The organism is Trinickia diaoshuihuensis, from assembly GCF_003390925.1.
In the GTDB taxonomy this organism is placed as follows: domain Bacteria; phylum Pseudomonadota; class Gammaproteobacteria; order Burkholderiales; family Burkholderiaceae; genus Trinickia; species Trinickia diaoshuihuensis.
In genome coordinates, this window is the sequence record NZ_QUBS01000085.1 from 24,448 (window position 1) to 40,041 (window position 15,594).

The following is a 15,594-nucleotide window of genomic DNA, read 5'->3' on the forward strand; positions in this document are numbered from 1 at the left end:
CCGAGCGCTCGTCAGATCAAAGCGGGCTCCGGGGGATCTTGAGGTGTAATTTATGGGCCGCCCCACGAGGTGTCGAGGCAAAAAGTGTTAGGCGAGCGACGCCGTTGTAACTCGGTGTTACCGTGGCGCTTTTGGCTGGTTGCCCGCATTCATGCGACTATTGCGCAGTGCCGCAAATTTCGATTTGCTTCCCATTTTCCCTTTTTATATTCGCGCGCCCGGCGCGCATTCGTTTCGCGATAACGAGAAGTAGCTCATGCGTCGTCCTCCCTTTCTGGTTCCCGACAATTTCACGCTCGCGCTCGTTGGGACGGTTGTGCTCGCGAGCCTCTTACCCTGCAAAGGCGAGACGGCGGTCGCCGTCGATTGGGTCACCAATATCGCGATCGGGCTGTTGTTCTTCCTGCACGGCGCCAAGCTCTCGCGCGAGGCGGTCGTGGCGGGCGCGACGCATTGGCGGCTGCATGGCGTCGTACTGATCAGCACCTTCGTCATGTTCCCGCTGCTTGGGCTGGCGATGAAGCCGCTCGTCGCGCCTATCGTCACGCCCGCGCTCTACACGGGCATTTTATTTCTGTGCACCTTGCCCTCGACCGTGCAATCGTCGATCGCCTTCACCTCGATCGCACGGGGCAACGTGCCGGCCGCCGTTTGCAGTGCGTCGGCATCGAGCCTGCTGGGCATCTTCCTGACCCCGGCGCTCGTGAGTGTGGTGGTCACGAACCACGCGGCCACGACCGGCTCGGGCTGGCACACGGTCGGCGCCATCGTCATGCAACTGCTCGTCCCGTTCGTCGCCGGTCAATTGCTGCGGCCCGTGATCGGCCCGTGGATCGATCGCAACCGGGCGGTATTGCGCTTCGTCGATCAGGGCTCGATCCTACTCGTCGTGTACACCGCGTTCAGCGAGGCCGTCAACGAAGGGCTGTGGCGCCACCTGCCGCCCGCCGCGCTCGCCGGCCTCGTCTTCGTCAATGCGCTGCTGCTTGCGCTCGCGCTCGGCATCACGGCGTTCGCGAGCAAGCGCCTCGGATTCAATCGCGAAGATCAAATCACCATCATCTTTTGCGGATCGAAGAAGAGCCTCGCATCGGGCATCCCCATGGCCAAGGTGATTTTCGCATCCCATGCGGTGGGCGCCGTCGTCCTGCCGCTCATGCTGTTTCACCAGATGCAGTTGATGGTTTGCGCGGCCCTCGCCCAGCGCTGGGCCACCCGCGAGACGCACGCCGAGCGCTCGCAGACCGCCGCCGCCCAGCGGCACTGAGCGAGCCCGGCGGCGTCGCCTCGGTCGCCGCCGGCTGATTGCACCGCATCGAAAACTTTGCGACGAGCATAGAAAATCAATTACCGACCGGGCATTTTCCGATCTAGAAATCCGAAAGGAAAAGCGCAAACGTTTGCATGCAATAAATGGCCGAAAATAGCGCATGCCCGCGGTTCGCAAAAACGGTCCGACACACTCCTCGACATCCGTCCCACCCTGGTTCGACGCGGCAAAAAACGCCAACAGCCCGCAGGCGTCCGTCCATCACTCATAAATCTTCTTAAAATCAACCCACTGGGCTTTTAGCGCTATTAGAATGGCGCGACCAAACGGGGTGCCACGAGCTTTTTCCGTGAATGCCGAAATAGCACGTCCAAGCGAGACAATAATGAACAGCGAGGATAGACCAAACGATGTTCGCCAGGAGGGCGTGTCGCGCCGCATGCGGCGCATCCGGGGACGGCGCGCCAAGACCATCGAGGCGCCCGAAGACACGCACTCGTTCGAAGACTATGCCGCGCATCGCCTCTGGTCGTTCCTGTGTGCGCAACTCGCCACGGCGCTCGTCGGCTACATCGTGCTCGTCGCCGGCGACGCCTGGCTCGACAAGCAGCGCATGGCCCCAGCCGCGCTCGCAAGCGCCCTGCCGGCGCTGCCGATGACGCTCTCGCTCGTCGTCGCCTGGAGCAAGGGCAGCGGATTGCGCGCGAGCCTGGCGGCACTCGCCTTTATCGCTTCGCTCGAAGCCGGCATCGTCCTGCACGCGCTGCAATGGGGCGACGGCCTGCTCATCGTGCTGCCGGCCTTCGTCTTGATTCCGCTCACGTTTAGTCCGGTGCTGCTGCGCGGATGGGATTTCCCGGCCGCGGCAGCGCTCGCGTTGGCGGGCCCGCTCACGCTCGTGGCCATCGGCCGGCCGGCCGCGGTCGAACAATTCGGCGTCGTGCTTTCGATGTTCATCGCCATCTCCACGAGCCTCGTCACGAACCTGTTCGCGCTGCGTTCGCAGAAAAAGAGCTTCCGGCTGGAGCGTCAACTGCGCGCGTTCGCCGACATCGACGAACTCACGCAACTCCCGCGCCGCCGCCGCGTGTTCGAACTCGGGCGCCGTATCTTGCTGCGGGCCGAACGCGTCTCACAGCCATTTTCGGTGCTCTATATCGACGCCGACCATTTCAAGGCCGTCAACGACCGTTTCGGGCACGACGCCGGTGATCGCGCATTGCAGTTGATCGCGCAGCACATCCAGCACAGCATGAGGCCGAGCGACGTTGCGGGGCGCTTCGGCGGGGAGGAGTTCGTCGTGCTGTTGCCCGGCACCGATGAGCAAGATGCTGCTCGCGTCGCCGAACGCTTGCGGCGCCGGATCGAAGACTGGCGTCAGTTCGAGGTGGCGTTGACGATCAGCGTGGGGGTCGCGCAGCATGTGCGCGGCGAAGCGATCGAACGCGTGATCCGGCGCGCCGACACCGCGCTGCTCGACGCAAAAGGCAGCGGCCGCAATCGCGTGGTCATCGCCCAGCGTCCGCTGGACGCGCTGACGCCGCGTCAGGACGGGCAGACCATGGGCATGGCCGAGCGCGTACGCGAGCACGCGCGGACCGATGCGGCCAACGATTCGTTGGCCAAGCCCGGCCGCGAGCCGGTGGCCGATTGAGGACACGGCCGCCGGGCCGCGAACGCACCATGCCGGTGCATCGCTTCACCGAAAATTCATTCAATTCTCAAGCATCGCGGTCGATAAGCCGAATGTCCAACCATTTCGGCTCGTTGTCCCGTCATGTCTTTGAGTCACTCATCGCAACCCGGCCAGCCGTCCGTTGCCCAGTTGATCGCCCGGCGCACGCTCGATGCCGTTTTCCAGCCGATCGTCGATTTCGACGGCGGCACCATCCTGGGCTACGAGGGGCTTATCCGCGGCCCCGCCGGTTCGGGGCTCGAATCGCCCGGCGCCCTGTTCGCTCGCGCCGCTAGCGAGGGTTTATCGGTGGCGCTCGAGCATGCGGCCGCCCGTCGATGCATCGACGCGTTCGCGGGCCTCGGGTGCGAGGGCAAACTCTTCTTGAATTTCAGCGCGGAAGCGCTGGTCGCGCTCGTGCGGACCCGCGAGCGGACGCTCGCCTGGCTGCAGCGGCGCGGGCTCGGCGTCGATCGGATCGTGCTGGAGTTGACCGAGCAATGCGCGATCGCCGACGTGGCGACCTTTGTGCCCGCCGTTCACGCGTTGCGCGAGACGGGCGTCCAATTCGCGCTCGACGATTACGGTACGGCCAACGCAAGCATGAACTTGTGGGTGCGCTTGCAGCCCGACGTCGTCAAAATCGACCGTTTTTTCATCCACGACATCGCGAACGATCCGCTCAAGTTCGAGGCCGTGCGCGCCATGCAGCATTTCGCCGGCTCGAGCGGCGCGCGGCTCGTCGCCGAGGGCATCGAGAACGCGGCCGATCTGATCGTCGTGCGCGACATGGGCATCGCGCTGGGCCAGGGCTTCTTTATCGGCCGCCCCGCCGCGCAGGCGCCGCGCGAATTCGCGCAAGGGGCGCGCGAGGCGCTCGGCGCGGGTCATATCGCCGTCTTCCCCGGCGCGACGCGCACGCCGGTGGCCGCGTCCCCCTCGGGCGGCATGGCGGCCGCGAAGATGATCGTGACCGCGCCGGCCCTGCCGATGAGCGCGACCAACAACGACGTGCTCGAACTGTTCAATCGTCTGCCGGCCCTGCACGCGGTTGCCGTGGTGGAGAACGAGCGCCCCGTCGCGCTGATCAACCGGCGCAGTTTCATGGACCGCTACGCGCTGCCCTATCACCGAGAGCTGTTCGGCAAGCGCCCTTGCATGCTGTTCGCCAACGCCTCGCCCGTCGTCATCGAAAAATCGATGACCGTCGAGCAAATGGCCAAATTGCTCGCGAGCGACGACCAGCGCTACCTGGCCGACGGCTTCGTCATCACCGACGAAGATCGCTACGTGGGCCTCGGCACGGGCGAATCGCTCGTGCGCGCCGTCACCGAGGTGCGTATCGAGGCGGCTCGCTACGCGAATCCGCTCACCTTCTTGCCCGGCAATATTCCGATCAGCTCGCATATCGCACGGCTCGTCGAACATCGCGCCGAGTTCTATGCCTGCTATGTCGATCTGAACCACTTCAAACCGTTCAACGATCGCTACGGCTACTGGCAAGGCGACGAAGTACTCAAATTCGCGGCCGCCGTGCTCGCCGACGTCTGCGATCCCACACGCGACTTCCTGGGCCACGTGGGCGGCGACGACTTCCTCGTCCTCTTTCAGAGCGACGATTGGGCCGAGCGCGCGGCGCGGGCGGTGCACGACTTCAATACGGGCGCACTGCGCTTTTATGCCGACGACGATCGCGCCGCGGGCGGGATCCACGGCGAGGACCGGCGCGGCAACCCGACCTTCTTCGGCTTCGTCACGATGGCGATCGGCTGCGTGCGCGTGACGCCTCACGCGCGCAACGCGGTGCATTACGGCAGCGAGGAAATCGCGTCGGTGGCCGCGCTCGCCAAACATCGCGCCAAACAACAGCCGAGCGGCTTTTTCGTGATCGACCTCGACGAGGGTGCGGCGCAGCTACATCTGCACGAGGCCACCGGCGCGGCCAGGCTGCAGCCGGTAAGCCTGCTCGGCTGACGCGGGGATGGAAAACGCGTTTAGTATTTTTTACTAAACATATATTCGTTCGGCATCCCTTGCCGCTTCAACGCTTAAGGTGAATTCCTAGGCGTTGCTCGAGCGGTCGTGTGCCATTTTTACTATACAATTGGCCGCATTCTTTCCCTTGAATGCGAGCGACGATGGCGACCACGATTCGAGACATTGCCCGAGCGGCGAACGTGTCGATCGGCACGGTGTCGCGCGCGCTGAAAAATCAGCCGGGATTGTCCGAAGCCACGCGGCTGCGGGTCGTGGAAACGGCGCAACGGCTCGGCTATGACGCGGCGCAATTGCGTCCGCGCATTCGCCGCCTTACGTTCTTGCTGCACCGCCAGCACAACAACTTCGGCGCGAGTCCGTTCTTCTCGCACGTCCTGCACGGCGTCGAGGACGCTTGCCGCGCGCACGGCATTGTGCCGTCGCTGCTCACGGCGGGCCCCACCGAGGACGTCACGGAGCAATTGCGACTGCATGCCCCCGATGCGATCGCGGTGGCGGGCTTCGTCGAGCCGGAAACGCTCGCCGCCGTCGCCGCGATGCAACGCCCGCTCGTGCTCATCGATCTGTGGGCGCCGAACATGCGCTCGGTCAACCTAGACAATGCCGAGGGAGCGGCGCTCGCGATGCGGCACCTTTTCGCGCTGGGCCGCCGGCGCGTCGCGTTCATCGGCGGGTCGCTCGCGCACTACAGCATCGCGCAGCGCGCGCTCGGCTACCGGCGCGCCTTTTTCGAGGCGGGCCTGCTGTTCGATCCCTCGCTCGAGACGTCGATCGATGCGCATTTGCCGCCAGACGACGGCGCGGCGCTCGCGATGCAGCGGCTGCTCGACGCACAGGGGCCCGAGCACATGCCCAATGCCGTATTCGCCTATAACGACGTCGCGGCGCTGGCCGCCATGCGCGTCGCGCTCGCACGCGGCTTGCGCGTGCCCGAGGACATCGCTTTCGTCGGCTTCGACGACATCCCCGCCGCCTCGCATGCCACTCCGGCGCTCACGACGATCGCGATCGATAAAGAGGCACTGGGCGCGCGCGGGGTTCAAATGCTGCTCGACGACACGCCCGGAGAATTGACGGTGCGCCTGCCCGTTCGGCTCGTCGTGCGCGCCAGCACCGCGGGCGCCCATGACTCGCTCGGCACGGCCAGTATTGAATCGGAAACCACATCATGACGAAGCTCCCCAACGCCTCTCGAAGCGCCAAACCGGCTCCCGGCACCGTTCACACGAATGCGATGGTGCCGCCTGTCGACGACTTCCGCGATCGCGCGTTCCTGCTCGAGCACGTGGCCGATACGTTGGCCTTCTACGCGCCCACGGTGCACGATCCGTCGGGCGGTTTCTTCCACTACTTCAAGGACGACGGCAGCGTCTATAACCGCACCTCGCGCCACCTCGTCAGCAGTTGCCGTTTCGTCTTCAACTATGCGATGGCGTATCGCCACTTCCGCGATCCCCAATACCTGGAGTACGCCCGCCATGGGCTCGCGTTCCTGCGCGACGGCCATTGGGATCCGGAGCATCGCGGGTACGACTGGGAGATCGAATGGCGGGGCGGCGAGAAGCGCACGACCGACGGCACGCGCCATTGCTACGGCCTGGCGTTCGTTCTGCTCGCCCAGGCGCATGCGGCAATGGCGGGGATCGAAGAGGCGCGGCTGCAGATCGCCGAAACGTTCGAGCTCATGGAGCGCCGTTTCTGGGATCCCGCCGCGGGCCTGTATGCCGATGAAGCGACGCCCGACTGGCATGTCTCGACCTATCGCGGGCAGAACGCAAACATGCATACGACGGAGGCGCTGCTCGCCGCCTACGAGGCGACTGGGCATCTCGTCTACCTCGACCGCGCCGAGCGCGTGGCGACCAATATCACCGAGCGTCAGGCGAAACTCTCGCACGGGCTCGTCTGGGAGCACTTCCACGCCGACTGGTCCGTCGATTGGCACTACAACGAGGAAGACAGCTCGAACATCTTCCGTCCGTGGGGCTTCCAGCCGGGCCATCAAACGGAGTGGGCCAAGCTGCTCTTGATCTTGGAGCGGCATCGGCCGCTGCCGTGGCTGTTGCCGCGCGCCGTCGAACTGTTCGACGCGGCGCTCACGCACGCCTGGGACGACGAACACGGCGGCCTTTGCTACGGCTTCGGCCCGGACGGCAAGATCTGCGACCACGACAAATACTTTTGGGTGCAGGCGGAAACGCTGGCCACGGCCGCGCTGCTCGGTCACCGTACCGGCAGCGAACGTTTCTGGGACTGGTACGACGAGATCTGGAGCTATAGCTGGACCCATTTCGTCGATCATCGCTACGGCGCCTGGTACCGGATCCTCACCTGCGACAATCGCAAGTACAGCGACGAGAAGAGCCCCGCCGGCAAGACCGACTATCACACGATGGGCGCCTGTTACGAAGTGCTCAACGCGCTGACCGAGCGAAACGGGGACGCGAGCGCATCGCCCGGCGCCGGGGACTCGGCCAAGGCTTCGGCGGCGCCACCGGCGGCCGGCACCGCGGGCAACGGCAACGGCACGCGAGCGAACGGCAACGGCGGCCATCTCCCGCACCGCGCTTGAACGGATCACCTATGCAAACAAGAACCCCATTGCCCCAGGACTTAGCCGCCGGCGGCGCCGCGCGCACGGCGCAAGTAGCCTTTCCGCAATTCGTCAGCGCCGGCGACATCTTGACCGATCTCGTGCGCACGGATGGCGCTCACTGGATCGCGCATCCCGGCGGCGCCGGCTGGAACGTCGCGCGCGCCGTGGCGCGCTTGGGCTTGCCCACCGCCTTTGCCGGCTCCATCGGCACCGATTGTTTTTCCGACGAGCTATGGCGCGCGAGCGAAGCCGCGGGTTTGGACCTGCGGTTCTTGCAGCGCGTGGACCGCGCACCCTTGCTGGCGATCGTTCACGAAACGCATCCACCCGCCTACTTTTTCATCGGCAACGCGAGCGCCGATCTGGCCTTCGATCCCGAATCGCTGCCCGAGGGCTGGATGGGCGCCGCGCGTTGGGCGCATTTCGGCGGTATCAGTCTCGCCCGCGCCCCGCTCAGCTCGACGCTCGCCACTTTGGCGGCCGATTTGCGCGCCCAAGGCGTGCGGATCAGCTTCGATCCGAATTACCGCAATTTGATGCAAAACGGCTACCGGCCGATGCTCGAAACGATGGCCGCGCTCGCGCATTTGATCAAGGTATCGGACGAGGATCTGCGGTGCCTGTTCGGTACCGACGAAGACACGGCGCTCGAGCAATTGCGCGCCATGAACCGCGACGCCACGGTGCTCGTGACGCGCGGCGCGGGGCCCGCCACGTTGATCGCGCCCGGCGAGACGATTGCGGCGATGCCGCCGCGGATCGAGGTCGTCGATACCGTGGGCGCGGGAGACGCGTCGATCGGCGGCCTGCTCTTTAGCCTCATGCAGCGGCCCGAACGTGCCTGGCGCGACCATTTGACGTTCGCGCTGGCGGCGGGCGCGGCGGCTTGCCGTCACGCGGGTGCCCATTCGCCGACGCTCGACGAGGTCGTCGCACTGTTGCCATAGACGCGGTTCATGCTCCGTGAGTGTCCCTTGGTGCGCCAAATCGCCCGGGGGCGCGAATGGCCGCCGCTTGCGAGCCAACGGCGTGCTAGCATGAAATCATGCGTCCGAACGGGAGCGGCAACATGGAAGAGGTCACTTACACCAAAGGGATCTATACGGCCAAGCCCGGCGTGCAAGCGCTCGACGACGGCCGGTTTCAGGGCGTCGTCCAGCTTGCGCGCGACGATGCAACCGAGCCCGAAACGATGGTCTACGAAGTCAAAGGCGTCAGTGCCACCGTGACGGAAGCCTTGGAGGAAGCGAAAGCGCTCGCACACCAGATCCTCGGCGAAATCGAGCTATAGCCTGACGGCGCCCTCCAAGCCCATTCGGAACAACGCTCTCCGAGGGAGGTTCAAGATGGCCGAAGAGCAATTCGTCTACGGCGTCTATTCGATCCATGTGCGGCCAATCGAACTCGAAGGTTCGCGCTGGGATGCCGAGTATGAGATACGCCAGCAGGACAAGGCCGTACAACGCTGGACCACCGTAGGCGGCGATACCGGTTACGCGGACGCCGCCGAGGCGGTGGAGCGTGCGCATCGGCAAGCCGTGGCCGACTTGGAGCGCGGCGCGGGCGTGCCGAAGCCCAAAGCGTTCCCGTAGCTGCGTGTCGCGTCGGTGCGTGCTACGCTGCGCCGTTCATGACGATGCGCCGCCCCCATGCAGACCAAGACGCCTCCATTTTCCGACCTGCCGGATCTAGACGACGCCGCCGCGACGAGCGACGCGGCTCCGCGCGTCCCCCGTTCGCCGCATCGGCGGCTTGCCCCGAAGCGCCGCGCGCCCGGGGGCAAGGGCGGGCGTTTGCTGCGCACGGGCTCGGGCACGATCGTCACGCATGGGATGCCCGATCGCACCCGGCTCGATCTTTACCATCGTGCGCTGACGGCGCGTTGGCCGACGTTCTTCGCCTCCCTGGCCGCCTTCTTCGTCTTGCTGAACGGTTTCTTTGCCGCGCTGTATTCGCTGGGTCATGGATCCATTGCGAATCAATCGCCCGAGGGCTTTCTCGGCGCGTTCTTTTTCAGCGTTGAAACGCTGGCTACGGTCGGCTACGGGGACATGCATCCGCAGACCGTCTACGCGCATGCGGTCGCCTCGCTCGAGATCTTTACCGGCATGTCGAGCATCGCGTTGGCGACGGGGCTAATCTTCGTGCGCTTCTCGCGGCCGCGGGCGCGCATCATCTTCTCGCGCAACGCCGTGGTATGTCCGCTCGACGGCCGGCCGACGCTGATGCTGCGCGCTGCCAATGCGCGGCAAAACGTCATCGTCGAAGCCAAAGCGCGACTGCGGCTCATGCGCCACGAGACGAAGCCCGAAGGCTACGCACTATGGCGCATCATCGATTTGAAGCTCGTGCGCGAGCAGCACCCGATCTTCATGCTCGGCTGGAACCTCATGCACGTGATCGACGAATCGAGCCCGCTATTCGGCGAAACGCCCGAAAGCCTCGCCGCCTGCGAAGCGTCGCTGATGCTGATGATCGAGGGTGCGGACGAATGGACGACGCAAACCATGTACGGGCGCCACACGTGGGGACATGAAGACATCCGCTGGCGGCATCGGTTCGCCGATCTGCTGCGCGACGATGACGAGGGCGTGACGCACATCGACTATTCGAAGTTCGACACGCTGCAACCGCTCGACGAACGCGGCGGCGCGTCGAGCGATCTGGGTTAGCCGGGCTAGCCTTCCCCGCGCGCGGCGGCTGCGGCTACTCCCCGTCGCTGCGCGCCGAGCGCGCCCGCCGCACGAGATCGGGCAAGCCGTCGTGCGAGCCTAGCTCGCGCTGCGGCCAATCGACCCAGCGATCGGGCCGCGTCGCCTCGTGGGCCTCGTTGCGCGGGTAACGAATGCGGTTTTCGGCTTTTGGGGGCTCGCCCACGACGATGAGCCGCACCTCCGTGTCCGTATTGTTGATGAACGTATGGCAGATCCCCGTCCCGGCGGGGAAGCCGACGGCGTCGCCGGGGGCCAGGCGGTGCAGGTGCCCGTCGATCCAAGCGTCGGGCGCACCTTCGAGCACGAAGACGAACTCTTCTTCCGCGCTTTCGGCGTGAGGATACGAGGTGCGCCGTCCCGGCGGCAGCCGAACGTGGTGAATACCGATCCGCGTGAGGCCGAGCTTGGCCGCGAGCGGCGCGCCGATCGCCATCAATTCGGTGTCGTTCCTGTAATGGGCGTTGTCCTCGCCCTCGAGTTCGGTCCAGTGCCGGATGAAGCTTGGGCGTTCCATTCGGATCCTCCGCGGTAAATTGCCGCCATTGTTCGCAGGAATTGGATCGGCAGGCAAGAGCGAAGCTTAGGACACAAAAAGAAAAGGACGCGCGCGACTGAGCGGCGTCCTTTTCGAGATATGCGTGGCCCGCGAAAGCCGGGCCACAAACTGACCTACTTCCATACACCGGCACGGCGGTCCGGGAGAGGGACAGGTAGGGCTGCGGGGGCAGTATAGCTGAAAAACACGCGCCAAAGCGCTCGATGCGGTTATCGACCGATAAGATCGGATTCCTTCGGCGAGCTACCCACGCGGCGACAATGAGTATGAACTGGAATGATTTCGAGACCGTGTTTTCGCAGGCCCGTGTAGGCCGCTATAAGTCCAGGTATCACGGTAACGAGGTGCAAGCCATGACTGCGTATCTCCACAACCTACGCATCAGCGAGTCTTTGACACCCTTTTTTTCGACAGTCGAAATTGCGCTGAGAAATTCGATGCACAAGCAACTCGGCGCTTACTTCGGACGCATCGATTGGTGGGAGACCTGGGCCGGGAACCGAGCCTATCGAGGACAAGTCGATCGCATTCAGGCAGCCTACTCGAAGCTGCTGCGCCGCCGAGAGCCGACCACGCCTGACAAGGTCGTCGCAGAACTAACGTTCGGCTTTTGGGCGACGCTGTTCAACGTCGAATTCCAACACACGCTGTGGTCGCCGCTTCGCAAGGCATTTCCCAATTGCCCCAAACTACAACGGCAGCGAAAGACCGTTGCGGCCTTGGTGAACACGCTCCGAGACATGCGTAACCGGGCGTTCCACCACGAACCGGTCCTTTGGCTGTCACCGGACGTCGGAACTGTCTATGAGGACGGCCTCAAACTAGTGTCCTGGATTCACGGGCCCGTGGAAGCGTGGCTGGTCAACCTCACTAGAGTGCATACAACATGGAGTGATTGGAAATTCGCCGAAGCTAGCTTTGCAATGCGTATGGATCGAATATCCTCGGCACCGGTTCGCTAAGGATCTCCCCCGCCCCCCGAAACGTTTCCCTCCAATCCCCGCCCTTCCGCGCACAAATCACCTCATCAAAGCGCCCGCGCAGGCGAGATAGCAAAAATCCTCCCCTTTTGCCGCGAAAGAATAGATCCTTCGCAGCCCCGAGCCAAACCCGCGTCATTTCGTTATCGGCCCGCCGTCGATAGCGCACGGGGCACAAAAGGGATGAAGGAGACACGACCATGACCGCCCGCCTGCCGATCGACGGCACGCCCGCTCTATCCGAGTACAAGCTCACCGACAACCTCAGCGCCACGCGCGGCCGCATTTTTCTCACGGGCACGCAAGCGCTCGTGCGCATCTTGCTCACGCAACGCCAGCTCGATCGGGACCAAGGGCTGAACACGGCCGGCTTCGTCAGCGGATACCGCGGTTCACCGCTCGGCATGGTCGATCAACAAATGTGGAAAGCGAAAAAGCTGCTCGACGCGGCCGACGTGCGCTTTCTCCCGGCGATCAACGAGGAACTCGGCGGAACCGCCGTGCTCGGCACGCAGCGCGTCGAATCCGATCCGGAAAGGACCGTCGATGGCGTCTTCGCCATGTGGTACGGCAAAGGCCCGGGCGTCGATCGAGCCGGCGATGCCCTTAAACACGGCAACGCCTATGGCTCGTCGCCCCATGGCGGCGTCCTCGTCGTAGCCGGCGACGACCACGGTTGCGTGTCCTCGTCGATGCCCCATCAAAGCGATTTCGCGATGATGGCCTGGCATATGCCGATCGTGAACCCGTCGCATATCGCCGATATGCTCGAGTTCGGCGCCTACGGCTACGCGCTCTCGCGCTTTTCGGGCGCTTGGGTCGGTTTCAAGGCAATCTCGGAGACGGTGGAATCGGGATCCACCGTCGATCTCGACGCACTGACGACGCACTGGCCCGCCCCGGCCGATTTCACGCCGCCGGCCGGTGGCCTGCACAACCGCTGGCCCGATCTGCCGAGCCTCACGATCGAAGCTCGGCTCGCGGCCAAGCTCGACGCCGTGCGCGCCTTCGCGCGTACCAACAGCATCGATAAATGGATTGCGCCCAGCCCGCAAGCCGACGTCGGCATCGTCACGTGCGGCAAGGCCCACCTCGATCTGATGGAAGCGTTGCGGCGGCTCGACCTCACCGTCGCCGATCTCGACGCGGCCGGCATCCGCATCTATAAGGTCGGGCTCTCGTTCCCGCTCGAGACGACGCGCCTCGATACCTTCGTCGACGGCCTCAAAGAGGTGCTCGTCATCGAGGAAAAGGGCCCCGTGATCGAGCAGCAGATCAAGGACCATTTGTATAACCGCTCCGCACAAGCGCGCCCGGCCGTGATCGGCAAGCACGATGCGCAAGGCGCCCCGCTCCTGTCCGCGCTCGGCGAGCTGCGCCCCTCGCGCGTCTTGCCCGTGTTCGCCGATTGGCTCGCGCGGCACAAGAGCACGCTCGACCGGCGCGAGCGCGTCGTCGATCTCGTCGCCCCGAAGATTCTCTCGAACGCGGCCGACAGCGTGCGCCGCACGCCCTACTTCTGCTCGGGCTGCCCGCACAACACTTCCACGAAGGTGCCCGAAGGCTCGATCGCGCACGCCGGCATCGGCTGCCACTTCATGGCGTCTTGGATGGAGCGGGACACGACGGGCCTCATTCAAATGGGCGGCGAAGGCGTGGACTGGGCATCGCATTCGATGTTTACGAAGACGAAGCACGTTTTCCAAAACCTCGGCGACGGCACCTACTTCCACTCGGGCATCCTCGCGATCCGCCAAGCCGTAGCCGCAAAAACGAACATCACCTACAAGATCCTTTATAACGATGCCGTTGCGATGACAGGCGGCCAACCTGTCGACGGCAGCATCTCCGTGCCGCAAATCGCGAGGCAGGTCGAAGCCGAAGGCGTCTCGCGCTTCGTCGTCGTCTCGGACGAACCGGAGAAGTACGACGGCCATCATGGGCTGTTCCCGGCCGGCACGACGTTCCATCACCGGCGCGAACTCGACGCGGTGCAGCGCGAGTTGCGCGAAACGCCGGGCGTGACGGTGCTCATTTACGATCAGACCTGCGCCGCCGAGAAACGCCGCCGCCGCAAGAAAGGCGAATTCCCCGATCCCGACAAGCATCTTTTCATCAACGAGGAAGTCTGCGAAGGCTGCGGCGATTGCGGCGTGCAATCGAACTGCCTCTCCGTGGAGCCGATCGAAACGGCACTCGGACGCAAGCGCCGCATCGACCAATCGTCGTGCAACAAGGACTTCTCCTGCGTCAACGGCTTTTGCCCGAGCTTCGTCACGATCGAAGGCGGCAAGCTGAAGAAGGCGGCCGGCGCGGCCTTCGACGAAGCCGCGCTCGATGCGCGCGTCGGGGCCTTGCCGCTGCCGCAAACGGGCCTGGACGCCGCCCCGTACGACATCCTAGTCACGGGCGTGGGCGGCACGGGCGTGGTCACGGTGGGCGCCTTGATCAGCATGGCCGCGCATCTGGAAGGCAAGAGCGCCTCGGTGCTCGACTTCATGGGCTTCGCGCAAAAGGGCGGCTCGGTGCTCTCCTTCGTGCGGTTCGCCGCGCGCGACGAGTGGCTCAACCAAGTGCGTATCGACACGCAGCAAGCCGACGTTCTGCTCGCATGCGACATGGTCGTCGGCGCGAGCGCCGATGCGCTGCAAACCGTACGCCATGGGCGCACGCGCATCGTCGTCAACACGCATCCCATTCCGAATGCCTCGTTCGTCGGCAACCCCGACGCCGACCTGCACGCCGATGCGCTCGTCGACAAGATGCGCCATGCCGCGGGCGCCGAACGTATGTCGAGTTGCGACGCGCAAGCGCTGGCCGCCAAGTTCCTCGGCGACACTATCGGCGCCAACATTCTCATGCTCGGTTTCGCTTGGCAACTCGGCCTCGTACCCGTTTCGCACGCAGCGCTCATGCGCGCGATCGAACTGAACAACGTGGCCGTACCGATGAACAAGCTGGCCTTCGCCGTGGGGCGTCTCGCGGCCGGCGCCCCGGAGGCGCTCGAAGCGTTGTGGGCCGAGCGCCATGCCGCGCGCGCCCCGCAAGCCGCGGGCGAGCGCGCGGACGCCGCCCTCGATCTCGACGCGTTGATTGCCGATCGCGAGAAGCGCCTCGCGGCATACGGCGGTTCAAGCTATGTCGAGCGCTATCGCGCGCTCGTCACCGCGGCGCGCGAGGCGGAGCACCGCGTGCCCGGCGCCCGTATCGCGCGCGCCGTGGCGACGACCTTCTATCGGTTACTGGCCGTCAAGGACGAATACGAGGTGGCGCGGCTGCATACGGACGGCACCTTGCGCGCGGCATTGGAGGCGCAGTTCGAAGGTACGGCCGGGAAGGACTTCGCCGTGAAGTTCAACCTCGCTCCGCCCTCGCTTTCGAAAGCCAAACCGGGGCAAGTCCCGAGCAAGAAGACGTTCGGCACGTGGATGTGGCCGGTCCTCGGCCAGCTTGCGAAATGGCGCCGCCTGCGCGGCACGGCGCTCGATCCGTTTGGCCGCACCGTCGAGCGCCGCATGGAGCGCGCCCTCGCGAACGACTACGAGACGACGATGCGGCGCGCCTTCGCCATGCTCGATGCCGTCAATGCCGGCGACGTCGCCGCGCTCGCGGCCCTGCACGAGAAGGTTCGCGGCTACGGGCACGTCAAACTACGCAATCTCGCAAGCGTCAAACGCGCCGAGCGCGAGTTGGCCGCTCGCCTGGGCTTGGAAGCGAGCACGAGCGCAGCCGTGCAGCAAGCGCTCGACGAAATGAAAGGCGCCGGTTCACTGCGAGGCATTCCCGTGGTCCTCGCGAAGTAAGC

12 protein-coding genes are annotated in these 15,594 nt (G+C 64.8%); 11 read left to right on the top strand and 1 reads right to left on the bottom strand.

Going from position 1 to position 15,594, the window contains the following annotated elements; translation table 11 throughout:
- Positions 1-256 precede the first annotated feature (256 nt).
- From DXT59_RS23355 to DXT59_RS23395, 9 genes are all read left to right on the top strand, one after another.
- Complete coding sequence (locus tag DXT59_RS23355; protein ID WP_116139650.1) at positions 257-1,267, top strand: bile acid:sodium symporter family protein; 1,011 nt, start codon at positions 257-259, stop codon at positions 1,265-1,267.
- Between the two features lie 388 nt (positions 1,268-1,655).
- Positions 1,656-2,924, top strand: a complete 1,269-nt coding sequence (locus tag DXT59_RS23360; RefSeq protein ID WP_162878214.1) for a GGDEF domain-containing protein — start codon at positions 1,656-1,658, stop codon at positions 2,922-2,924.
- A 123-nt stretch (positions 2,925-3,047) separates the two neighbouring features.
- A complete protein-coding gene (locus DXT59_RS23365) occupies positions 3,048-4,919 on the top strand; it encodes an EAL domain-containing protein (protein WP_116139654.1) in 1,872 nt (623 codons plus the stop codon).
- Positions 4,920-5,083: 164 nt separating this feature from the next.
- Positions 5,084-6,115 carry a LacI family DNA-binding transcriptional regulator gene (locus tag DXT59_RS23370; protein ID WP_116139862.1) on the top strand — a complete coding sequence of 344 codons (1,032 nt, stop codon included), beginning with the start codon at positions 5,084-5,086 and terminating at the stop codon, positions 6,113-6,115.
- 62 nt (positions 6,116-6,177) lie between these two features.
- Positions 6,178-7,515: an AGE family epimerase/isomerase gene (locus tag DXT59_RS23375; RefSeq protein WP_240324642.1), complete on the top strand. Its 1,338-nt coding sequence runs from the start codon at positions 6,178-6,180 to the stop codon at positions 7,513-7,515.
- An 11-nt stretch (positions 7,516-7,526) separates the two neighbouring features.
- A complete protein-coding gene (locus DXT59_RS23380) occupies positions 7,527-8,486 on the top strand; it encodes a carbohydrate kinase family protein (RefSeq protein WP_116139658.1) in 960 nt (319 codons plus the stop codon).
- 122 nt (positions 8,487-8,608) lie between these two features.
- Positions 8,609-8,830, top strand: a complete 222-nt coding sequence (locus DXT59_RS23385) for a hypothetical protein (protein WP_116139864.1) — start codon at positions 8,609-8,611, stop codon at positions 8,828-8,830.
- A 55-nt stretch (positions 8,831-8,885) separates the two neighbouring features.
- Positions 8,886-9,131 carry a hypothetical protein gene (locus DXT59_RS23390; protein ID WP_116139660.1) on the top strand — a complete coding sequence of 82 codons (246 nt, stop codon included), beginning with the start codon at positions 8,886-8,888 and terminating at the stop codon, positions 9,129-9,131.
- 57 nt (positions 9,132-9,188) lie between these two features.
- Positions 9,189-10,211 carry an ion channel gene (locus tag DXT59_RS23395; protein WP_116139662.1) on the top strand — a complete coding sequence of 341 codons (1,023 nt, stop codon included), beginning with the start codon at positions 9,189-9,191 and terminating at the stop codon, positions 10,209-10,211.
- A gap of 34 nt (positions 10,212-10,245) precedes the next feature.
- Here DXT59_RS23395 and DXT59_RS23400 read toward each other — a convergent pair whose 3' ends face one another.
- The gene (locus DXT59_RS23400) at positions 10,246-10,767 is read right to left on the bottom strand and encodes a cupin domain-containing protein (protein ID WP_116139664.1); all 522 of its coding nucleotides are present in this window, start codon (positions 10,765-10,767) and stop codon (positions 10,246-10,248) included.
- Between the two features lie 302 nt (positions 10,768-11,069).
- On the opposite strand from DXT59_RS23400, the gene DXT59_RS23405 reads away from it, so the two are divergent.
- Positions 11,070-11,771, top strand: a complete 702-nt coding sequence (locus DXT59_RS23405) for a hypothetical protein (protein ID WP_116139666.1) — start codon at positions 11,070-11,072, stop codon at positions 11,769-11,771.
- A 218-nt stretch (positions 11,772-11,989) separates the two neighbouring features.
- Positions 11,990-15,592: an indolepyruvate ferredoxin oxidoreductase family protein gene (locus tag DXT59_RS23410; protein WP_116139668.1), complete on the top strand. Its 3,603-nt coding sequence runs from the start codon at positions 11,990-11,992 to the stop codon at positions 15,590-15,592.
- Positions 15,593-15,594: the final 2 nt, after the last annotated feature.